The 20,050-nt window shown below is 65.7% G+C and carries 18 protein-coding genes and 2 pseudogenes; 9 read left to right on the forward strand and 11 right to left on the reverse strand.

Annotation, left to right across the window (positions count from 1 at the left end):
• Window positions 1-61: 61 nt before the first annotated feature.
• Window positions 62-841 carry an enoyl-CoA hydratase gene (locus ALC15_RS04510; protein WP_050420160.1) on the reverse strand — a complete coding sequence of 260 codons (780 nt, stop codon included), beginning with the start codon at window positions 839-841 and terminating at the stop codon, window positions 62-64.
• Between the two features lie 126 nt (window positions 842-967).
• Window positions 968-1,651, reverse strand: a complete 684-nt coding sequence (locus ALC15_RS04515; protein ID WP_050626243.1) for a hypothetical protein — start codon at window positions 1,649-1,651, stop codon at window positions 968-970.
• 327 nt (window positions 1,652-1,978) lie between these two features.
• Here ALC15_RS04515 and ALC15_RS04520 point away from each other — a divergent pair, with 327 nt between their 5' ends.
• Both ALC15_RS04520 and ALC15_RS04525 read left to right on the forward strand, forming a co-directional pair.
• Window positions 1,979-2,524, forward strand: a complete 546-nt coding sequence (locus tag ALC15_RS04520; RefSeq protein ID WP_050626244.1) for a sigma-70 family RNA polymerase sigma factor — start codon at window positions 1,979-1,981, stop codon at window positions 2,522-2,524.
• 2 nt (window positions 2,525-2,526) lie between these two features.
• Window positions 2,527-3,165, forward strand: coding sequence for an NrsF family protein (locus ALC15_RS04525; protein ID WP_050626245.1), 639 nt, complete (start codon window positions 2,527-2,529; stop codon window positions 3,163-3,165).
• Window positions 3,166-3,223: 58 nt separating this feature from the next.
• On the opposite strand, the pseudogene ALC15_RS04530 reads toward ALC15_RS04525, so the two are convergent.
• Together ALC15_RS04530 and ALC15_RS04535 are read right to left on the reverse strand one after the other, a co-directional pair.
• Window positions 3,224-4,329, reverse strand: a pseudogene (locus ALC15_RS04530) (DUF2336 domain-containing protein).
• A gap of 61 nt (window positions 4,330-4,390) precedes the next feature.
• A complete protein-coding gene (locus ALC15_RS04535; RefSeq protein ID WP_050626246.1) occupies window positions 4,391-5,539 on the reverse strand; it encodes a GGDEF domain-containing protein in 1,149 nt (382 codons plus the stop codon).
• Between the two features lie 418 nt (window positions 5,540-5,957).
• Here ALC15_RS04535 and ALC15_RS04540 point away from each other — a divergent pair, with 418 nt between their 5' ends.
• From ALC15_RS04540 to ALC15_RS04560, 6 genes are all read left to right on the forward strand, one after another.
• The gene (locus ALC15_RS04540) at window positions 5,958-6,527 is read left to right on the forward strand and encodes a sigma-70 family RNA polymerase sigma factor (RefSeq protein ID WP_035652535.1); all 570 of its coding nucleotides are present in this window, start codon (window positions 5,958-5,960) and stop codon (window positions 6,525-6,527) included.
• Window positions 6,527-7,279: a hypothetical protein gene (locus tag ALC15_RS04545; RefSeq protein ID WP_050626247.1), complete on the forward strand. Its 753-nt coding sequence runs from the start codon at window positions 6,527-6,529 to the stop codon at window positions 7,277-7,279. Before ALC15_RS04540 ends, ALC15_RS04545 begins: the two co-directional genes overlap by 1 nt.
• Window positions 7,280-7,316: 37 nt before the next feature.
• Entirely contained in the window at window positions 7,317-8,519 is a 1,203-nt protein-coding gene (locus ALC15_RS04550) for a S8 family serine peptidase (protein ID WP_430649137.1), read from the forward strand.
• A 94-nt stretch (window positions 8,520-8,613) separates the two neighbouring features.
• Window positions 8,614-8,988 (forward strand): S8 family serine peptidase, encoded by a 375-nt coding sequence (locus tag ALC15_RS47820; RefSeq protein WP_430649138.1) that lies wholly within the window; start codon window positions 8,614-8,616, stop codon window positions 8,986-8,988.
• A 560-nt stretch (window positions 8,989-9,548) separates the two neighbouring features.
• Window positions 9,549-10,043 (forward strand): TIGR03809 family protein, encoded by a 495-nt coding sequence (locus ALC15_RS04555; protein ID WP_050626248.1) that lies wholly within the window; start codon window positions 9,549-9,551, stop codon window positions 10,041-10,043.
• Window positions 10,044-10,149: 106 nt separating this feature from the next.
• On the forward strand, window positions 10,150-10,803 hold the full coding sequence (locus ALC15_RS04560) for a hypothetical protein (protein WP_050626249.1): 654 nt from the start codon (window positions 10,150-10,152) through the stop codon (window positions 10,801-10,803).
• Here the strand turns inward: ALC15_RS04560 and ALC15_RS04565 are convergent.
• Window positions 10,800-12,170 (reverse strand): TIGR03808 family TAT-translocated repetitive protein, encoded by a 1,371-nt coding sequence (locus tag ALC15_RS04565; protein WP_050626250.1) that lies wholly within the window; start codon window positions 12,168-12,170, stop codon window positions 10,800-10,802. The two genes, ALC15_RS04560 and ALC15_RS04565, sit on opposite strands and share 4 nt — an antisense overlap.
• Window positions 12,171-12,591: 421 nt before the next feature.
• Between ALC15_RS04565 and ALC15_RS45400 the strand changes: the two genes are divergently transcribed.
• Window positions 12,592-12,807, forward strand: a complete 216-nt coding sequence (locus tag ALC15_RS45400) for a hypothetical protein (RefSeq protein ID WP_094193666.1) — start codon at window positions 12,592-12,594, stop codon at window positions 12,805-12,807.
• Between the two features lie 18 nt (window positions 12,808-12,825).
• On the opposite strand, the gene ALC15_RS04570 is transcribed toward ALC15_RS45400, so the two are convergent.
• From ALC15_RS04570 to ALC15_RS04595, 6 genes and pseudogenes are all read right to left on the reverse strand, one after another.
• A complete protein-coding gene (locus ALC15_RS04570; RefSeq protein WP_050626251.1) occupies window positions 12,826-13,518 on the reverse strand; it encodes a pyroglutamyl-peptidase I in 693 nt (230 codons plus the stop codon).
• Window positions 13,515-14,506, reverse strand: a pseudogene (gene meaB, locus ALC15_RS04575) (methylmalonyl Co-A mutase-associated GTPase MeaB). Before meaB ends, ALC15_RS04570 begins: the two are co-directional and overlap by 4 nt.
• 92 nt (window positions 14,507-14,598) lie before the next feature.
• Window positions 14,599-15,363, reverse strand: a complete 765-nt coding sequence (locus tag ALC15_RS04580; RefSeq protein WP_430649142.1) for an RsiV family protein — start codon at window positions 15,361-15,363, stop codon at window positions 14,599-14,601.
• Between the two features lie 73 nt (window positions 15,364-15,436).
• A complete protein-coding gene (gene scpA / locus ALC15_RS04585) occupies window positions 15,437-17,596 on the reverse strand; it encodes a methylmalonyl-CoA mutase (protein WP_050626252.1) in 2,160 nt (719 codons plus the stop codon).
• A 12-nt stretch (window positions 17,597-17,608) separates the two neighbouring features.
• Complete coding sequence (locus ALC15_RS04590) at window positions 17,609-18,079, reverse strand: GFA family protein (protein WP_050626253.1); 471 nt, start codon at window positions 18,077-18,079, stop codon at window positions 17,609-17,611.
• Window positions 18,076-19,950, reverse strand: a complete 1,875-nt coding sequence (locus ALC15_RS04595; RefSeq protein ID WP_050626254.1) for a methylmalonyl-CoA mutase family protein — start codon at window positions 19,948-19,950, stop codon at window positions 18,076-18,078. The genes ALC15_RS04590 and ALC15_RS04595 overlap by 4 nt, the downstream gene beginning before the upstream one ends.
• Window positions 19,951-20,050: the final 100 nt, after the last annotated feature.

Here is a 20,050-nt window from a genome sequence, read left to right on the forward strand (position 1 = left end):
ACGAGATCATGCGAAAACAAAAACTAAGCGCGATCACGCCCCAACCTGATCGCATCGCGCTTTAGCGGTTCTTGTTGACCGGCTTGCGCTTCTCGATGAAGGCCGCCATGCCCTCGGAGCGATCCTCGAGCGCGAAGGTCGAGTGGAACAGGTTGCGCTCGACATTCATGCCTTCCGAAAGCGGCGTCTCGAACGCGCGGTTGATGGCTTCCTTGGCCATCGCGGCGGCCGGACGCGACATCGAGGCGATCTTCTCGGCCGCAGCGAGCGCCTCTTCCTGCAGCTTGTCGGCCGCAACGATCCGCGACACCAGGCCCGAGCGCTCGGCTTCGGCCGCATCCATCATCCGTCCGGTGAGGCAGAGGTCCATCGCCTTCGACTTGCCGATCGCGCGGGTCAGGCGCTGGGTGCCACCGATGCCCGGGATGGTGCCGAGAGTGATTTCCGGCTGGCCGAACTTGGCGGTGTCGGCCGCGATGATGATGTCGCACATCATCGCGAGCTCGCAGCCGCCGCCGAGCGCATAGCCTGCGACCGCCGCAATGGTCGGCTTGCGGCACCGGGCGACGCGGTCGCCGCCGATCGCGGTGAAGTCGCTGTTGAACATGTCGATGAAGCCCTTTGGCTGCATCTCCTTGATGTCGGCGCCGGCCGCGAAGGCCTTCTCGCTGCCGGTGATCAGGATGCAGCCGATCTTGTCGTCGGCCTCGAGATCGTCGACCGCCGCGGCGATCTCGCGGAACACGCCGAACGACAGCGCATTCAGCATTTTCGGCCGGTTCAGCGTGATGACGCCAACCGGTCCCTTGCTTTCGACGATGATGAATTCGAACGTAGCCATGACGCAAACCCCGTGCCTGATTTGGCGGGCAATGTGCCCGCTGGCGGGATGCGCTTCAAGTGGCTGAAGCGAGGCTTTGGGCCGCGGTGCGGCGCTATCCCGCGCCGCAAGCCGCAAGTGCCTCGGCTAGGCCATGAACATGCGTGCGGCGGAGGCCACCGTGAGCAGGGCGCCGAAGCCGATGAAGATCTTCCCGATCAGCGAGGTCTGGTCCCAGCTCGCGCTGTCGCTGCTCGCCAGCACCGGGGCCGGCTTGGGTGCCGCTGCGGCAGCAGGCGGCGGCTGCACAGCCGGCGTCTCCTGCTGGGCGGTCTGCGGCTGAGCCGGTTGCGGTTGCTCCGCCGGCTGCGCCTGTTGCAGGGCCCGGTCGAGGTCGTTGAGCTGGTCGGATGCGACCACGCCGCCGTCGGGTTGCGCGTCGGCGGGCTTGTCGGAGGCGGCCATGATGGGATTGACGCTGGCGGGCGGGGGGCTCGCACTGCCGTCGCCGGAGGTCAGCTCCGCATTGGCATTGGCGACCGTGGCCGGCATGCCGGCCGACGTCACACTGCCGGCATCCTTGCCGGCCGTCTTCTTGGTCTCGGATTTGTCGGCCGACTTGTCGGCGGTCTTGGATGAGCTGTGGCGCGCATGGCGCCGGACATGCCGCGAACTCTGCGCGGACTTGTCGGTCGTTGCGCTGTCAGATTTCGATGCCGCTGCGTCCGAACCGGCCGCATGCGCCGGCAACGGAACAGCGAGGCACATCGTAAGCCCGGTCAGCCCTGTCGCAACCATCAAGGCCAAGCGCCCATTGGCTTTGATCTTCATTCTGATGATCTCCCCATTTCGCCCGTCCCAAAGCCGAAATGAGACCCCGCTGCGTGTCCACACCGGGGCAAAAAAAGGGAATCTTCGGGCATCAGGGGGCAAAAGCTGGGCAATTTCGTCCCAGCAGGTGTTCGGCGGCCGCAGCCCCGATGCTTGTCGGACCGATCGGTGTTATGAGCCGTGACGTCTGCAAACCCGCCGGAGCGATTCTCAGAGCCCGATCTCCGGCGCGGCCTGGCCGGAGGACCGCGATCACGAATTCGTGATGTTCTGGGTTGGCCGCGTAACGAACTGAAAGATCGGCCGAATTGCAATTCAGGAGCCTGCGTGCGCGAACGTGAGGATGAATGGACCGACCTGATGCGGTCGGCCATTTCTGGCGATGACGCGGCGTATCATCGCTTGCTCAAGGCCATCACGCCGGTACTCCGTGCCGCGGCGCGACGCGGCCTGGCGCGCGCGGGACAACCGGTCGATCAGTCCGAGGACATCGTGCAGGACATCTTGTTGGCGGTGCATTTGAAGCGACAGACCTGGGACACGAACGCGCCGTTCGCGCCGTGGCTGTTCGCGATCGCGCGCAACAAGCTGATCGACGCGCTGCGCCGCCGCGGCAAGCGCATCTTCGTCAACATCGATGACTTCGCTGAAACGCTACCGGGGGAAACGCCGGAGCCGACGGCATCGCCCGGTGAGGTCACCGCCCAGCTCCAGGCGCTACCGCCGCGTCAGCGCGACGTGCTGCAATCGATCGCGGTCGACAGCACCTCGATCAAGGACACCGCGGCGAAATTCTCGATGACCGAGGGCGCGGTGCGGGTCGCGCTGCATCGCGGGCTTGCGAGCCTCACCGAGAAATTACGGGATCGTTGAGCATGGATACGGATCAACTCATTCGAACCCTTGCCGCCGACAATGCCTATCGCGCACGCCCGATCGGTCTGGCGCTGATGCTGGCGCTGCTGGCGGCGGCGCCGGTCTCGCTGCTGATCTTCTTCGCCGAGCTCGGCGTGCGGCCCGACGTGATGACCGCGATGCATAATCCGTTCTTCGATCTGAAATTCGCGGTGACCCTGGCGCTCGCCGCCTCGGCGATCGCGGTCAGCCTGCATCTGTCGCGGCCGGAAGCCTCGCTGCGCAGTTTCGGCTGGTGGCTGCTGATTCCCGCCGGCATCCTCGTTGCCGCGATCAGCGGCGAGATGATGATGCCGCAGCGTACGCCGATGATGACGCGCCTGATCGGCAAGAACTCGATGGCGTGCATGACCGCGATCCCGGCGATGTCGTTGCCGCTGCTGGTCGGCGCGCTGTACGGGCTCAGGCAGGGTGCGCCGGCGCGGCCGGCGGTGGCCGGCGCGGTGGCCGGCCTGCTCTCGGCCGGGCTCGCCGCAACCGTCTATGCGTCGCATTGCACCGATGACTCGCCGCTGTTCGTCGCCACCTGGTATACGCTGGCGACCGCGATCGTCGCGAGCGTCGGCGCGCTGATGGGGAAGCGGGCGTTGCGGTACTAGAGCGTTTTCGAGCGAAGTGGGTACCGGTTCGCGTGAAGAAAACGCCTCAAACAGCAATCTAGGCCGCGGGCGCCGACTGCTGCATGCGATGGAAGCGCAGCACCTGCTGCGCGGTGGAAGGCCGCAGCCGCTCATAGGTGTCCTTGCAAGCCTGCAAGTCGGTCGGCTCGCCGCCTGAGATGTCGTCGCGCAGATTGATGATCGATCGCACCGTCGACCATGACAGGCCCGACACCTTGGCCAGGATCATCACGCCCTCGGCGCGGGTTTCGATCATCATGTTCTCGGCGACGCTGACCGAGACATTGGCGAGCGCGGCAAGCGAGGCATTGGTCTCGTCGAACTTGCCGGCCTCGGCGAAGGCCGCAAGCTGGAATTCGTCGAGCCGGCCGTCCTGGTAGAGCGACTTGACCAGCGCATGCGCGATCGTGGTGTCCGGCGTCACGGCGGCGGGCGCCGAACGCGCGCGTCGCGTGGCTTCCTTCACCGCGATCGGGATCTCCTTGGCCTGCTGCGGATTGGCGGCCTCGAGCCGCTGCCTGACGGTGTCGGAGCCTTGGCGACCAGCTTGAGATAGAGATGCCGTGGGATGTTCGGGCGCAGGCCGACGCAGGTCGACAGATTGTCGTCGCCCTCGGCGCGGCTGACCAGGCGGGTGAAGCCGCGCTCGGTGAACTCCGCGCCGGGATTGTTGACCGCGCTCTGGATCACCTCGTCATTGCCGCGCAGCACCAGCACGTCGGTGACGGCGCCGCTCAGCGTCTTCCGGTTCGAGATCGCGAGCAGATGCGCCTGGCTCTTGCTGCGTGCCGTCTCGATCAGGGTGTCGTCGTCGAGCCGCGGCGACAGCGTCAGCACCGGGCCTGCGACCTCGATCAGATCGTCGAATGCAAGGGTGCGGATGGTCTGCGGCGGCGCGGTGTCGATCGGGGCAAGGCGGTTGGCGAGCAGCGCCTTGGCCGAGTTTTCGATGTGCTCGAGCAGGCACTGGAAAACGTCGTCGAACAGCACGATCTGCTCGTCCGAATAGTTCACCGAGCCGTTGATGAAGAGGTCGGTCACGCGGCGCAGCGTCTCGACGCGGCGGGCGACGGTGCCGTGCGCGAGCGTCGTCTGCAGCTCGTCGAGCAGACTTTCGGGGGCGGTCTCGGGCTTCAAACTCATGACTCTGTCCTGGAGCGGTGGCGACGGCTTCTCCGGCGCCAAATTGGGAAATGAAACGATGTCAGGCGCTGGCGATGCGGTTGCGTCCTCTCGCCTTGGCTGCGTAAAGCGCGCCGTCGGCGCGGGCGAGTAGCGTGTCGGAGTTTTCGTTCGGCTTGAGCGTCGTGACGCCTGCGGAGATCGTCACCCGCATGCCCGGCGAGAATGCGCTCCAGTCGAGATCGGCGATGATCGCACGCAGCCGCTCGAGCGCGCGCATCGCCTGATCCTGCGACAGGTCGGGCAACACCAGCAGGAACTCCTCGCCGCCGTAGCGGCCGAAGCGGTCGATGCTGCGGAGATTGGCGAACATGCCGATGGCGAAGGTGCGCAGCGCCTCGTCGCCGATCGGGTGACCGTACACGTCGTTGATGCGCTTGAAATGGTCGAGGTCGATCAGCGCCACCGCGCAGGAGCTGCCGTTGCGGGTGCAGCGCGCGATCTCGTCATCGAGCGTGCGCATAATGCTGCGGCGGTTGGAGGTGCCGGTCAGCTCGTCGAGCTCGGCGAGCTCCTCGATGCGCCGGTAGGCCTCCTTCAGCTTCACGCCGCTCTGATACAGCGATTGCTGCATCGAGCTCGAGAAGATGCCGAGATACATGCAGCGCCCGATCGTCAGTGCGAACACCAGCATGGTGCCGAGGCGGTCGATCCGGGTGCCGGTCGGCATCCCGATCGCCTTGTCGGTGCCGAGGAACAGGGCGGCGAGGCCCAGCACCATGATGGTCCAGACAACAGCAGTCTGCCGCGCCGAGGTACGCAGCGCACCGAAGCCGAACACCACGAACAGGTTGCAGAGGAACAGCACGCCGACTTCAGGCGCGATGTAGGTGAACACCAGCAGGTTCACCATGTTGACGGCCGATTGCGGGGCGACCAGGTAGTGGTCGCGGAAGCGCTCGTGAAAGCCGCGCTCGGAGAGCAGTACATAGACCGCGACAAGGGCAAGGCCGGTCAGGGCATAGCCCGCCGCGACCAGGACCGACGTGGTACCGGAATGCGCGTAGATCAGCAGCACGGCGGCGTCGAGCACGAAGCAGGCAGCGATCATCGACTGGATCTGGCGCCGCTGCCTGGTCCGGCGCGCGAGCCGCTCGACCGTCAGCCTGGGACGGCCGCTTTCCGATGCGCCCGCGATCGGACTGGGAAGTGACGACGCAGCGCTGCCCATGGTCTCGCCATTGGTGAAATCCGGCGAAAATCTAAGTGGGAAAGCCTTTAGGTTTGGTATCTTTTGGAACCGAATTTGCTCCGGTGGAACCCGGTCATCGCCCTTGTTTCATAAGGGGAATCCGTTCACCGAGGGGGACCGGGAGCGGGCCCGCCGCGAGCTTGCGCCAACGCCGGCTTCGCAACGGCGCTGGCTTGCCGGCTAAGGCTTGATATGGTCCGGCCGGACGGTGGGCGTCCGCGAGAGTTTTTGGTGTTATGATACCGATTGTTGAGTCTCCGGCGATTTTTCCTCATTCGGATCGCCGACTGTGTCATAGATCACACATGCGGTCTGGACATTGCCGTAATGTGAAGAATCTTGGCTCTCGCGTCGAACCACCCACCACCCCCCTCAGACCAACTTTGCGAGACGGCCATTGAGCGCGACACAGGCGGCTTCAGACGAGGTTCTGATCGCTCGGATCGCTCAAGGCGACCGGCTCGCCATGCAGGTGCTGTACGGACGGCATCATGTCAGGGTGTACCGCTTCGGGCTTCGGCTCGTGCGGGACGAACAGGTGGCGGAGGATCTCATCAGCGAGGTCTTTCTGGACGTGTGGCGTCAGGCGGGCAAGTTTGAGGGACGATCCGCCGTTTCAACCTGGCTTCTGGCGATTACCCGGTTCAAGGCGTTGTCCTCGCTGCGGCGAAGGAAAGACGCCGAACTGGACGATGAGGCCGCGAACGCGATCGAGGATACGTCCGACGATCCGGAAACGGTGGTGCAGAAGAAGGACACCGGCGCGACGCTGCGTAAGTGCCTGACGGGACTATCAGCGGAACACCGGGAGATCGTCGATCTTGTCTACTATCACGAGAAATCCGTGGAAGACGTCGCTGAGATCGTCGGGATTCCGGAGAACACCGTGAAGACGCGCCTGTTCTATGCGCGCAAGAAACTTGCCGAGTTGCTGAAGGCAGCCGGTGTCGAGCGAGGTTGGCCATGATGGCTGCGAGCAACAAGAAGGTGCAGGGTCAGGAACCTGACGATGTCGAGATGCTGCTGCCCTGGCACGCGGCCGGCACGCTGAACGCGCGCGACGCGCGCCGCGTCGAGGACGCGCTCGCGTCCGATCCGGAGCTGGCCCGGCAGTATGCCGTCATCCGCGAGGAATATGCCGAGACCATCGGCCTCAACGAGAGCCTCGGTGCGCCCTCGGCGCGCGCCATGCAGAAGCTGTTTGCTGCGATCGATGCCGAACCGGAACGCAAGCCATCGGCAGGTGCACGCATGTCGGCCGGGATCTCGGAGTTCTTTTCCAAATTGTCGCCGCGGACGCTGGCCTGGTCGTCCAGCCTCGGCGCGCTCGTGGTGCTGTTGCAGGCCGGCGTGATCGGCGCGGTGCTGATGCGCAGCCAGCCGGCTTCGTTCCAGACCGCCTCGCTCGACGTCGCTGAACAGCGCAGCGCGCCAAGCGCGGCCGTTGCACCTTCCAGCCCTGCGCCCAGTGCGCCGATCACCCGCGACCTCGGTGCCAGCGTGGCTGCAACGCCGACACGGCTCTTGGTGCGCTTCACGCCGGACGCCAGGATCGCCGACATCACGTCGCTGCTGGAGAATTACCAGGGCTCGATCGTCGACGGGAAGGGCGGCATGTTCCGGTTGCAGTTCCGCGCGATGGACAAGGACGGCGTCGCGTCGCTGATTGCCCGCTTGCAGAAGGAGAAGATCGTCAGCCTCGCGGTGGAGACACCGTAGACTGCGGCTGACGGTGCTGCGCCGACTTGAGGTCACCATGACCGCCAACGGCCGGACCAGATCGACGAACAGAGCGGCCGTCGCGGCCGCGGCGTTGCTGCTGGTTTGCCTGTCCGGTTCGGCCTACGCCCAGAATTTCATGCGATCGCCGATCAGCGGTGGGCCACAAATGTCGCCCGGGCCGCAGGTCAATCTCGGAATCGGCAGGGCCGGTGGAGGGTTCGGCGGCACCACTGGCCGCACGCCGCTCTCGGCGGACCGCGGCCCGGCTGCGTCTTGGACCGGCGAGGGGCCGCGATCGGGAATGCGGCCGCCCAATGCACGCGACGCGCCTCGTTTCTCCGCTGGCTGCGACGACGGCGACCGCGGCCAATGCTCCGACCGGCCGGTCGCCGGCAACGGTGGCGGCAAGGGCGCAGCGAGGAAGGGCAGGGCCGGCGGTGGCGGCACGCGCGCGCAGGACGTGGCGGGCACGCGAACCGTGCCGAACGAACTCGTGGCGGAGATCGACGGCGCCTTGACCGAGGCCGAGACCGATGCGCTCGCGCGCCGCCATGGCCTGAGGCGGATTGCCTCGCAGAATATCCCGTTGCTCGGGGCGACCGTCGGCCTGTTCCGCATGGCCGGCAATCGCTCGGCCGATGCCGTGAGCCGCGAATTCGCAAACGACAGCAGCGTCCGCTCCGTGCAGCCGAACTACCGTTACGCGCTGCAGGACCAGAACACGCCATCTGGCGGCAATGATCCGGCGCTATATGCGCAGACGCAGCTGCATCTGCCCGAGGCGCACCGGCTGGCGCGCGGGATGAATGTCACTCTTGCCGTCATCGATTCCGGCATCGACGCCGCGCATCCGGAACTGGCGAACACGGTCGCGGATACGTTCGATGCGCTCGGCAGCAAGGATGGCCCGCACGCCCACGGCACCGCCATCGCCGGCGCGATCGCAGCGCGCGTCCGGCTGACGGGGAGCGCGCCGGAAGTGCGGATCCTGGCGATCCGCGCCTTCGGTGCGGTTGCCGGCGGCGCCGAGAGCACGTCCTATGTGATCCTCAGGAGTCTCGACCACGCGGTGGCGCACGGCGCGCAGATCGTGAACATGAGCTTTGCCGGACCGAAGGATGCACTTGTCGAGCGCGCCGTGGCGGCCGCTGCTGCGAGCGATGTCGTGCTGGTCGCCGCGGCCGGCAATGCCGGCCCGAAATCACCGCCGCTGTATCCGGCCGCTATCCCGACGTAATCGCCGTGAGCGGGATCGATGCCGGCGGACGGCTCATGGCGGCATCGAACCGCGGCAGCCATATCGCGCTGGCGGCGCCGGGCGCGACATTCTCGTGCCGGTGCCGGACGGCAAGTACCAGCTGATGTCGGGCACCTCGTTTTCGGCCGCGTTCGTCAGCGGCATCGCGGCGCTGGTGCTGGAGCGCAGTCCGGCTTTGAAGCCTGCCCAGGTGAGAAGCATCCTGACCAGCACGGCCCGCGATCTCGGGACACCTGGGCGCGACGATCTGTTCGGGGCCGGGGAGGCGGATGCGCTTGCCGCGGTGATGGCGGCGACCAGCGCGCCCGTCGCGTCGGCCGTGGACAATCCGCCGCAGCCCGCGCCGGCGCCGGACGGCAATAACACTTCCGTGAGCCGCGCGTTGAACGAAGGCGCGCCGTCGGTCGCATCTGATGATTCCGCTGCAAATCATCGGGCTGCACAGTGATTTTCGGCGCCGGACGCCGGCAACGGTGCGATGGAACCGGGCGACGAAAGGTTAAAAAAATCGCCGACGATTTGAACGTCGGCCTTCCTCTCACGACTTATGTGTGTGGGAGCGGTTTATCCCTCCCCGGCTATATCAGGCGCGAGCGCCCATCCACCCCAAGCGCCCATATGGCTTTGACCCGTCCGGTTGTCCCCCCGGACGGGTCTTTCATTTTGGGGATGCCTCACGGATGACGGACAGGCCGAACGGAGCCGCGCATGCTGCGCTGGACTGTGTGATCGTGACGGTATGACAGCGTGCGATGGCCGCGCCGATTTGCTGTGGATCATTCGGCTGCGCAGTAAATCGAAGCGGCGCGCATCGCCATCATGCAAGTCGATGACTTGACGAAGGTTCGAGCAAGAAACTCCGTAGTAGAGCGGAATTCTTTGATCGCCCGCCGTCGATTAAGAATTTAGTTAGACTTTATTTACCTTTTCCACAGAATATCAGTGTCACGTCCAGTTGATTCGGTTCGGTTGCGTCTGCGTCCGTTTCTTTCCCTGCGGGCAAATTCAATGACACATCGGACCGACGTGGCCAGAGGCCAGGAGATTGTTGCGCGCTGGTGCAACCTCGCCGAGCAAAGGCTGGAGCACCTCAACGAGCTGTTCGAGACCGGACGCTGGCGCCGCTATCACAGCGAGCAGGCCTTTCTCGAGAACATCAGGGAAGCCCGCGCCGCTGTCGACATCTGGCGGGAATTGCTGACCCGCGAAGCCTCACTCGACAATTCGCCGATCGACCTGTCCTGGCTCGGCCGTGGCAAGTCGAAGCTGCCACCGCCCGATCTCTCGCCGCTGCCGCAGCGCCGCGCGGAGGCTGCGGCCCTGGCGGAGGCCGCGATGACCGCGGTTGCCGCCGCGCTGGAAACGGCGGCCGAAGTGCTCGACCAGCCGCCCGTCGTCGCCGACGCACCGCCGCTGGAGATGCCCCCTCCGGTGATGCCGCCGCCGGTGCTCGATCTCGACACCATCCAGCGACGCTATCCGCTGCTGCGCAACGCGCTCTAGGCCGAAGGGGTCCGCGACCCTTGGTCGCGGCTGCCGGCATTTCCGAGAGAGCGAGGTTTTCTCTAAGGCGGATTGTTAAGCGCTGCTGCGAATAGTCCGGCTGATCGTGAACTCGACCAGCGCGGCCGTTGCCATGCCCTACATCATTGTCATAGCAGCCTTCGGTGGCTTCGGCTCGGCTACGTTGGCGTTCCTTGCCACACATTCGTTCGCCCTGATGATCCCGGCGGCGATCCCCGGCATTGTTTTCGGTCTGGCGCTGGCAGCCGTGGCACTCCGGCAGCTCGGCCTGCCACTCGGCGCGAATTTTGCGGATTACCGCAGCGCCGCGGGGATGCGCGCGATCAATCAAGTCACGAGGCGCTTCCTGAATATCGCGCTGACAACGGCTGTCGTCGTGTCGATCGTAGAGTTCACTGGTCAGCTGGCTGGATTGATTTCCATCTTCGTCACCTTGCCGGCCGGCATTGCCGTCATCGTGGTCTACACGCTCTACCGGTGCTGGCAGGTCTCCGATCCCGGCCTGCTCGGCAGGCTTGACGTCGTTCTCATCGCCAGCTGCATCGGTGCCGTCTTGTTGACCGGCTTCCTGCTGTATTCGTTCATGACGAGGACGCCTGACTGGGACATGTCGGCGTCGGACGTCTTCAGATTGCTGTCCGTTGTGAATTGCGCGGCGGCGCTGGCCGCGGCGATGCTCGCCGTTCTCTGCATCGGCTTCGTCCACCGCTGGATGGGGCCGACCGGGGCCTCGCGCTAGCGCCGCACCGCGTTGGCGCCGACCACGAGCTGTGCATATTGCTGGGCGCCGGATGTTGACAGATCTGACGTGACGGGACGCGCGTGGTCGAGACCGATCACCGCGCCGCCAGGGGTTTCCGCGATCATGTTGTTGTTGATCAGTGCGGAGCCTGCGCCCGGCACCACCGAGACGCCGATGCCGACCAATGCCTTGCGGATCACATTGCCGGTAATGGCGACGTCGCGCAGATACTTGCCCCAGCCGGCGACGATGCCGAAGGTCGGCGCGCTCTCGATCACGTTGCCGGTGACGGTGCTGTCCGCCTCGACATAGATGCCGATGCCGGCGCCGTCGTTCGGGTCGGTGCCGACAGGGCGCTTCGGCAGCAGGTTGCGGATGATGTTGCCCTGGACCACCGCGATCCGGCCACCTTCGTTGAAATTGCACACGGAGACGCCGATCGAGGCGCCGTCGACGGTGTTGTTGGCGATCACGGCGGCCTCGAACGAGAACTCCGAATAGAGCGCGACCTCGCGGACATTGCTGACGCTGTTGTCCGTGATGTGGATGTTGGAGGCCGAATTGCCGCGCACCGCCGAGAAGTCGCAGTTGCTGATGCGGTTGCCGCGCACGATCACGTTGCCGGCGCGGAACGCGTTGATGGCGTTGCCGTACTGCCCGGAGCCGCCGGGGCCGGCCTTGATGTCCTCGATGCGGTTGTCGGCGACGATCGAGCCGTCGTCGCCGATCGCACTTCGCAGGATCTCGATGCCGTTGTCGTTGGTACCTTTGATGGTGTTGCGCGCGACCATCAGGCCCAGCGCGTCGAACGAAACCAGCGCGGTCGATGCGATACCCGCGAAGATGTTGTTGCTGACGTCGCCCGACATCTGTTCGAACCAGATGCCGGCGCCGCCGCTGCCGATAAACTGGCAATCGGTGATGCGGATGTCGCGCCCGGACAGGCAATGCACGAGGCCGCGCCGTGCCGGCAGCGGGATGCTGCCGCCATCGAAAGAAAGGCCCATCAGGACGATGCCGCCGGCGCCTTCGGCTTCCAGCAGCGAGGCGCCGCCGTTGAACACCAGCCGGCTGGCGCCGCGCACGCCGATCAGCTGGCTGCCGGGTGCAAGCCGCAACGGGCTGCTGCGGTAGACGCCGGGCGGGAATGCCAGCGGCACCTGCGCGCGCGCGGCGTCATCGATCGCGCGTTGCAGGTTGCGGGTCTGGTCGTCGGGGCTGCCGGGGCGCACGCCATATTGCGTGACGTCGCGGCCGAGCGAGCCGGCAGATTGCGCCGCGCGCGCCGCGTCCGGCGACATCGCCAGCGCGCCGGCGACTCCGGCGGCGGATGCTCCGATCAGGTGGCGGCGGTTGACGTCCATGGGCATGGCCCTCGCAAACATTGGCGAGCGATGACGTTCGCGGGTCGAGTGTTAGCGCGAAACGCGGCGCGGCATGGTGAACACGCGGCCGCAGCTAGGCGATTGTTGGCGGTAGGGTTAATCGCGGGTGGAGCGGATGGCTCTCCGCCGTCATTGCGAGAAGCGATAGCGTCGAAGCAATCCATTTCTCCGCATGTGTCGAAATGGATTGCTTCGCTTCGCTCGCAATAACGGGGTGAGAACCGGGATTCAGATGTCAAACAGCTTATTCGGTGGTATCACCCGCGAAGGCGGGTGATCCAGCATTCCAGAGACGCCAGTAAATGAACTGAGAGGCCGCGGCGTACTGGATGCCCGCAAGTGCGGGCATGGCCTGTGTGCGTTTCCGTCTTCAAGTCATTCCCAGAACAGGTCCCGGTCAATGAACGAGCATGCATGGTATGAAGTCTGGGTTGATGACACCGCCCGTCCCCCTTACGTCCTGATTTTGCTTTCGGATAAATCTGGATCGTCATTCGATATTTATGACCCCGGCGAGAAGTCAATCTGCCACACAACGAGCTCTTACCAAGACGCCATGTTCTGGCTCACAGAAGATGAATACACAAAGGTTGATGGAAGGATGGACCTTGCTTAGATCGCAGAACGGCTGACCTCACGCGAAGCCGCGATCCGCGGCGTTCCGGTTCGTGAGAACACTGTCGGCACGCGCGGCCTGCCGGGTCAGTTTCACCAGCTCCAGCAGCATGGCCTCGCCGGCATCGACGAGTGCGTCCAGCGTGATCGATGGTTTGCCGGTCGCGGCCGTTCCGTCATGCGCGAGCGGCGGGATGTGGACGAATTGCGCGAGGTGCAGGCAGTTGTCGCCGTTCACGGCCTCGATCGCGCGCCAGCTCAGATAGTTGCAGAGATAGCTGCCGGCGTCGCGCGATGCGCGTGCGTCGATGCCGGTGGCGAGCGCCGCGCGCAGCAGTTTTTCGCTGTGCGGTCCGAACAGCTGGGCGTCGGCGCCATCAGTGATCGAGCCCTTGCGCGCGTGCTGGCGGCCGGCATCGGGGAAACGCGTCGTCACCGCGTTGCGGGCGCGACTTTCGATCCGCAGATAGGACGTGCGGCCGGCGAGGCCGAACATCAACAGCGCATGCGGGCGATGGCTTGCGATCAGCTCCGGCAGTTCGCGGTCGACGGCCGCGTAAGTGACGTCGAAGATGTGGCTCGTCAGTGCAATGTCGTCGAAGGCCGGGCGGCGCAGCGCGGTCAAGCGCTTCACCAATGGCATGGTGGGGTTGAACGGCGCACCCGGGAACGGTCCGAAGCCGGTGAGCAGGATGCGCAGTCGGCCGCTCAATGCAGCATCTCCGCGATCTGCTCGGCGGCGACCGCGGGCGAGATGCGGCCGGCGGCGACCTCGGCCTCCATCTTCTTCACCTTGGCGCGGATCGCGGCGTCCGAGCGCAGCCGCGCCATCATCCGGCTTTCCAGCATCGACCACATCCACTTCACCTGCTGCTCGCGGCGGCGTTCTGCGAACTCGCCCGAGGCGTTCATCGCGGTGCGGTGGTCGAGGATCGTCTGCCAGAGCTTGTCGAGCCCGGCGCCGGTCAGCGCGGAATAGGTCTCGACCGGCGGATGCCAGTGCTCGGAGCGTGGCGCGAGGATGTGCAGCGCGCTGCGATAGTCGGCGGCGGCAAGGTTGGCGCGCTTGAGGTTGTCGCCGTCGGCCTTGTTGATCGCGATCATGTCGGCGAGCTCGACGAGGCCCTTTTTGATGCCCTGCAACTCGTCGCCGGCACCCGGCAGCATCAGCGCCAGGAAGAAATCGGTCATGTCGCAGACTGCGGTCTCGGACTGGCCGATGCCGACGGTCTCGATCAGCACGACGTCGAAGCCGGCCGCCTCGCAGAGCAGCATCGCCTCACGGGTTTTCGCCGCGACGCCGCCGAGCGTGCCGGAAGAGGGCGAGGGCCGGATGAAGGCCTGATCGGACACCGCAAGCCGCGCCATCCGCGTCTTGTCGCCGAGGATCGAGCCGCCGGTGCGCGCCGAAGAGGGATCGACCGCCAGCACCGCGACCTTGTGGCCGCGCTCGATCAGGAACATGCCGAGCGCATCGATGGTGGTCGACTTGCCGACGCCGGGCGAACCGGTGATGCCGACCCGCACCGCCTTGCCGGTGTCGGGCAGCAGCATCTGCACCAGCTCGCGCGCGAGGCCTGGTGATCGCCGCGCCGGCTCTCCACCAGCGTGATCGCCCGCGCCAGCGCCGCGCGGTGGCCGGCGCGGAGGTCACGGGCGAGGGCACGGATGTCGGAAGAGGCAGGTTTCGATGCGATCATGGTCCTGCTTTACAACGGCCGGCCATTGCAGGCGAGGGGAACGCGGATCGGCATCGGCAGGCCTTGTTGATGAAAAGGCTTGATTGATGAGCCTATTGCGGCTCGTCCGCGTCGCCCTTCGGCCGCGCGCCGGCGAAGATCTTTGCGCCTTCCGGTGTCAGATACGGCTTCAGCGTCTCCCACGGCACGAAGATCACGTACTGGCCTTCGGCGTAGGGGCCGACGGCGTAAGGCGGGTAGTGGAAAGTGAGGCCGGAGCTCTTGCCCGACACGGTCGACGGCGCCAGCGTCACGGCGCCGATCTTGAGCAGGGTCGGCTTCAGCTCCTTGTACCACTCGGCGGTTGCCGTCTCGCCGGTGCCGCGCCGCTTCTTCTCGGTGTTCAGGGCGCTGACGACGGCCTTGCGCATCGCTGTCAGGGTCGGGCCGTTGTCGGCAGTCTCGGTGAAGAACGGGCGGATGCTGATGCGCTTCTTCTCCGTTGTGTCCCACAGGATGGTGTTGACGTCGGAGTTCGGATGCGCGCCCAGCGTGTTCATGTAGTCGTCGCGCAGCACGCTGACATAGCGGCCGTCCACGACCGAGCGTACCGAATATTTGCGCTCGAACGAATAGCCGCCGCGTTCCTTGAACAGGTCGGGCTCCTGTTTGCGATCGGTCGCCGCCTCAGCAGCGTTCTTGTCGATCCACTTCTTGCCTTCGGCGAGGCAATCGGCCGCCAGTGCGCCATCTGACTTGATCTTGTCGTCGAGATAGACGCTGGCCTCGATGCTCGCGTTCTTGATGGTGGCGTCGGGCTTTGGATCGGCGGCAAGCGCCGGCAGGCAGAGGCCTGCCAGCAGGGCGGCAAGGCCCATGATGCGGGCAGGCGTCATCAAGCGAGCGGCGCGCATGGAAAACTCCAGATGGGAGGGGACGAATGCGGCGGCGCTACTCCGCCGCCGCCTCGCTATGGCCGAGCCGCGCGTTGAGCTTGTGGATCAGCTCCTCGGCGGCATCCGAAATCACGGTGCCCGGCGGGAAGATCGCCTCGGCGCCTGCGGCATAGAGCGCGTCGTAATCCTGCGGCGGCACCACGCCGCCGATGATTATCATGATGTCCTCGCGGCCGTGCTTCTTCAGCGCGGCCTTCAGTTCCGGCACCGCGGTGAGATGGGCCGCGGCGAGCGAAGAGACGCCGAGGATGTGGACGTCGTTCTCGACCGCCTGCCGCGCGGCTTCGTCGGCGGTTGCGAACAGCGGTCCGATATCGACGTCGAAGCCGACATCGGCGAAGGCGGACGCGATCACCTTCTGGCCGCGGTCATGGCCGTCCTGGCCGATTTTTGCCACCAGGATGCGCGGGCGGCGGCCTTCGGCCTCCTCGAACGCATCGATCAGGGCCTGCACCTTTTCGACCTTATTGGACATGGCCGCTGCCTCTCGCTTGTAGACGCCGGTGATGGACTTGATCTCGGCGCGGTGGCGGCCGAACACTTTCTCCATCGCATCTGAAATCTCGCCGACGGTCGCCTTGGCACGCGCGGCGTCGATCGCCAGCGCCAGCAGATTGCCGTTGCCTTCGCCGGCCGAACGGGTCAGCGCGGCCAGCGCCGCATCGACGTCCTTCTGGTTGCGCTCCTTCTTCAGCCGACCGAGCTTGTCGATCTGCAGCCGCCGTACGGTGGAGTTCTCCACCTTGAGGACGTCGATCGGCTTCTCATTCTCCGGCTTGAACTTGTTGACGCCGATCACCGCCTGGCGGCCGGCATCGATCCGCGCCTGGGTCTTGGCGGACGCCTCCTCGATCCTGAGCTTCGGCACGCCGGCCTCGATCGCCTTGGCCATGCCGCCGAGTTCCTCGACCTCCTGGATGTGGCCCCAGGCCTTCTTCGCGAGATCCTGAGTCAGCCGCTCGACATAATAGGAGCCGCCCCAGGGATCGATGATCCGGTTGGTGCCGCTCTCCTGCTGCAGGAACAGCTGCGTGTTGCGGGCGATGCGCGCCGAGAAGTCGGTCGGCAGCGCCAAGGCCTCGTCGAGCGCGTTGGTGTGCAGCGACTGGGTGTGGCCTTGCGTTGCCGCCATCGCCTCGATCGTGGTGCGCATCACATTGTTGAACACGTCCTGCGCGGTCAGCGACCAGCCCGAGGTCTGGCAGTGCGTGCGCAGGCTGAGCGAGCGCGGATCCCTCGGGTTGAACTGCTTGAGCAGCTTGGCCCACAGCAGCCGCGCGGCGCGCATCTTGGCGACTTCCATGAAGAAGTTCATGCCGATCGCCCAGAAGAACGACAGCCGGGGGGCAAAACGATCGACGTCGAGGCCGGCGGCCAGGCCGGCGCGCAGATATTCGACGCCGTCGGCGAGCGTATAGGCGAGCTCGAGGTCCTGCGTCGCGCCGGCTTCCTGCATGTGATAGCCGGAGATCGAAATCGAATTGTATTTCGGCATCCGCTGCGAGGTGTAGGCGAAGATGTCGGAGATGATCCGCATCGAGGGCGCCGGCGGATAGATGTAGGTGTTGCGCACCATGAACTCTTTGAGAATGTCGTTCTGAATGGTGCCCGACAGTTTCTCCGGCGGTACGCCCTGTTCCTCGGCAGCCGCGACGAACAGCGCGAGGATCGGTAGCACCGCGCCGTTCATGGTCATCGACACGCTCATCTGGTCGAGCGGGATGCCGGCGAACAGCGTGCGCATGTCGTAGATGGAATCGATCGCGACACCGGCCATGCCGACGTCGCCGGAGACGCGCGGATGATCGGAATCATAGCCGCGATGGGTGGCGAGGTCGAACGCGACCGACAGGCCCTTCTGTCCGGCCGCGAGGTTGCGGCGATAGAACGCGTTGGAATCCTCCGCCGTGGAGAACCCGGCATATTGCCGGATGGTCCAGGGCTGGTTGACATACATGGTCGGGTAGGGCCCGCGCAGATAGGGCGCGATCCCCGGCCAGGTCTCGAGGAAGTCGATGCCTTCAAGATCGGCCTCGCTGTACGCGGACTTCACCGGAATGCCCTCGGGCGTCAGCCATGGCTCGGTGCTCGCGGCCGGCATCGACGCGGCAACGGGCTGGAAGGCGACATCGGCGAAATTGGGAATGCGGGTCATTCCTTGGCTTCCTTAGTCATGATCCGGATGCTGATGGCTGACGATCGTCGCCATCTTCTCCGGTCCGTAATTCTGCATCGTGGTCTGGCTCGGCAGATTGGCGATGCCGACCACCCAGCCGTGGCGGGACTCGGTTCCGAACTGCTGCGTCGGGATCACCCGGTCCGGCCGGTCGAAGGCGCCGGTCATGATCTCGATGCGGGGGCCGTCAATCCGCCGGAAGCTGAGCGGCGTGCCGCAGGCGGCGCAGAAGTCGCGCTCGGCGATCGAGGAGGATTTGAACGCCGCCGGCTTGCCGCGGGTCCAGGCGAAATCCTCCTTGTTGATGTCGGCGAAGGAGGCGAACGGTGCACCGGAGGCCTTCTGGCACATCCGGCAGTGGCAGATGCTGACCCGGTTCGGTGCCGCGGATACCGCAAAGCGCACGGCGCCGCACTGGCAGCCGCCGGTCAGAACGGGTTTTGCTAGTGCCTCTGCCGTCATGCCTGCTCCATCCGCCGATAGGCGTCGCGCAATGTCGCCAGCGCATCACCGCCGGCGAAGACGAACTCACCGATGCCGGCTGCCCGCAGCGCCGCTTCCTGGTCACCGGGCCGCCCTGCCAGATACATATGCCTTGCTCCGGCGCCGTGAAGGGCCCTGGCGGCCTCGGTGGCGCTGGCGGCATAGACCTTGTCCGAGGAACAAATGCACGCCGTCGCGGCGCCCGAGGCCTTGAAGGCCGCGACGAGTGCCGCCGGGTCGGCAAAGCCCTCGGTGTCGATGACCTCGATCCCGCCGGTCTCGAAGAAGCTCTTTGCGAATGTGGCGCGGGCCGTGAAATCGGCCGGCGTGCCGAGATTGGCCAAGAAAATCTTCGGCCGCGCGCCACGGGCCTTCAATGCGGCGTCGGATTTGTCGCGCAGCGCCTCGAACGGCTCGGCGAGCCGCATCGGCGCGAGGGCATCGAACCTGACCTTGGCATCAGGCGTCGCCATCGGCGCCGACGGCTTCACGTCCAACACTGCGAGGACTTCTTCGTGCAGGTTGGGGAATTCGCTGGCGCCGGTGAGGATGTCGCGCCGCTTCGCCACGTTGGTCTCGCGCTGCGCCCGCGTTGCGGCGACCTTCTGCTGGATGAGCCCGTGTTCGAGCGCGGGGAAGATGCCGCCGGCCTTCTCGATTTCCTGGAACAACGTCCACGCCGCCTCGCAGAGCTGCGAGGTCAGCGTCTCTATGCCGCCGGCGCCGGCCGCGGGATCGGAGACCTTGGCGAGGTTGGACTCATCGAGCAGCACGAGCTGCGTGTTGCGGGCCACGCGCCGCGCGAAATCATCCGGCAGGCCGAGTGCCAGCGTGTGCGGCAGCACGGTGATCGCGTTGGCGCCGCCGAGCCCGGCCGCGAAGGTCGCGATCGTCGCGCGCAGCATGTTCACATTGGGGTCGCGCTGGGTCAGCATCCGCCAGGCGGTCTGCGCGTTGACGAAGATCGGTTTCGGCGTGAGGCCGCAGGCCTGTTCGATCCTTGCCCACAGGCGGCGCAGCGCGCGGAATTTCGCCATGGTCAGGAACTGGTCGGCATCGGCGCTGAGGCGGAACGAGATCGCCGCACGCGCCGCATCGAGGTCGATGCCGGCAGCTTCCAGCATCCGCAGATAGGCGACGCCCAGCGCCAGCGTGAAGGCGAGCTCCTGCACCTCGGAGCCGCCGGCATCATGCACCGGCCGGCCATCGGCCAGCACGAACGGCCCCTTGAAGCCGCGCTTGATCAGGCCGTTGACCACCTGGCCGAACGACTTTTCGTAATTCGGCCAGGCGATGGCCGCTGCGCCGCGCACCGCCATGGTGCTGAGCGCCTGATAGTTGAAGTGCAGGTCGAGCTTGGCCGGGTCGAGCTTGCGGGCCTCGACCATGTCGGCGAACGTCTCGCCGGCGTTCTCGCGTCCGATCACCGGGTTGAGCGCAATCATGATGCCGGCATCGAGATGGACGCCGCCGCAGGCGCGCGCCAGCGTCTTCTTGCTGGCGTCGGCCAGACCAAAGCCGCGCGTGCCGGGACCGCCGGCGAACTCGAATTCGAGGCCGGTCGCGCCGTTCTCGAGATCCTGCAAGGCCTGTGCATTGGCCTGCGCGGCATCGGGATGATCGACCCGTTGCAGGATCTGCCAGGGCATCGCGGCGGCGCGGCCCGGAAGCGGACTGGCGTTGGTGGCGCGGCGGTAGATCGGATCGATCTTCAGGCCGTCATAAGTCTTGCCGACCAGCTTCTCGAACGGCGCGCCCTTCAGCACGCCGTCGACCAGCTTGCGCCAGTCGTCATAGGTCGCAGCTGGAAAATCCGAAGCCAGAGGCAAATCGTCAGTCGAGGTCGTCATCCGCCCAAATCGTCCTTCACCGGCCCCGCGAGGGGACCCCTTGATTTGGCCGGAAATTGCCACGGGCGGGCGGCCAAGCCAAACTTTTGTTTGCGGCGGA

Source organism: Bradyrhizobium viridifuturi, from assembly GCF_001238275.1.
GTDB classification, from domain to species: domain Bacteria; phylum Pseudomonadota; class Alphaproteobacteria; order Rhizobiales; family Xanthobacteraceae; genus Bradyrhizobium; species Bradyrhizobium viridifuturi.

Excerpts from the sequence above, each read along its gene's own strand:
- ALC15_RS04535 (WP_050626246.1), bottom strand. The coding sequence starts at position 5,539 with ATGGGCAGCGCTGCGTCGTCACTTCCCAGTCCGATCGCGGGCGCATCG.
- ALC15_RS04555 (WP_050626248.1), top strand. The coding sequence starts at position 9,549 with ATGACACATCGGACCGACGTGGCCAGAGGCCAGGAGATTGTTGCGCGC.
- ALC15_RS45400 (WP_094193666.1), top strand. The coding sequence starts at position 12,592 with ATGAACGAGCATGCATGGTATGAAGTCTGGGTTGATGACACCGCCCGT.
- ALC15_RS04550 (WP_430649137.1), top strand. The coding sequence starts at position 7,317 with ATGACCGCCAACGGCCGGACCAGATCGACGAACAGAGCGGCCGTCGCG.
- ALC15_RS04590 (WP_050626253.1), bottom strand. The coding sequence starts at position 18,079 with ATGACGGCAGAGGCACTAGCAAAACCCGTTCTGACCGGCGGCTGCCAG.
- ALC15_RS04545 (WP_050626247.1), top strand. The coding sequence starts at position 6,527 with ATGGCTGCGAGCAACAAGAAGGTGCAGGGTCAGGAACCTGACGATGTC.
- ALC15_RS04525 (WP_050626245.1), top strand. The coding sequence starts at position 2,527 with ATGGATACGGATCAACTCATTCGAACCCTTGCCGCCGACAATGCCTAT.
- ALC15_RS04515 (WP_050626243.1), bottom strand. The coding sequence starts at position 1,651 with ATGAAGATCAAAGCCAATGGGCGCTTGGCCTTGATGGTTGCGACAGGG.
- ALC15_RS04565 (WP_050626250.1), bottom strand. The coding sequence starts at position 12,170 with ATGGACGTCAACCGCCGCCACCTGATCGGAGCATCCGCCGCCGGAGTC.
- ALC15_RS04580 (WP_430649142.1), bottom strand. The coding sequence starts at position 15,363 with ATGGGCCTTGCCGCCCTGCTGGCAGGCCTCTGCCTGCCGGCGCTTGCC.
- ALC15_RS04595 (WP_050626254.1), bottom strand. The coding sequence starts at position 19,950 with ATGACGACCTCGACTGACGATTTGCCTCTGGCTTCGGATTTTCCAGCT.
- scpA (WP_050626252.1), bottom strand. The coding sequence starts at position 17,596 with ATGACCCGCATTCCCAATTTCGCCGATGTCGCCTTCCAGCCCGTTGCC.
- ALC15_RS04510 (WP_050420160.1), bottom strand. The coding sequence starts at position 841 with ATGGCTACGTTCGAATTCATCATCGTCGAAAGCAAGGGACCGGTTGGC.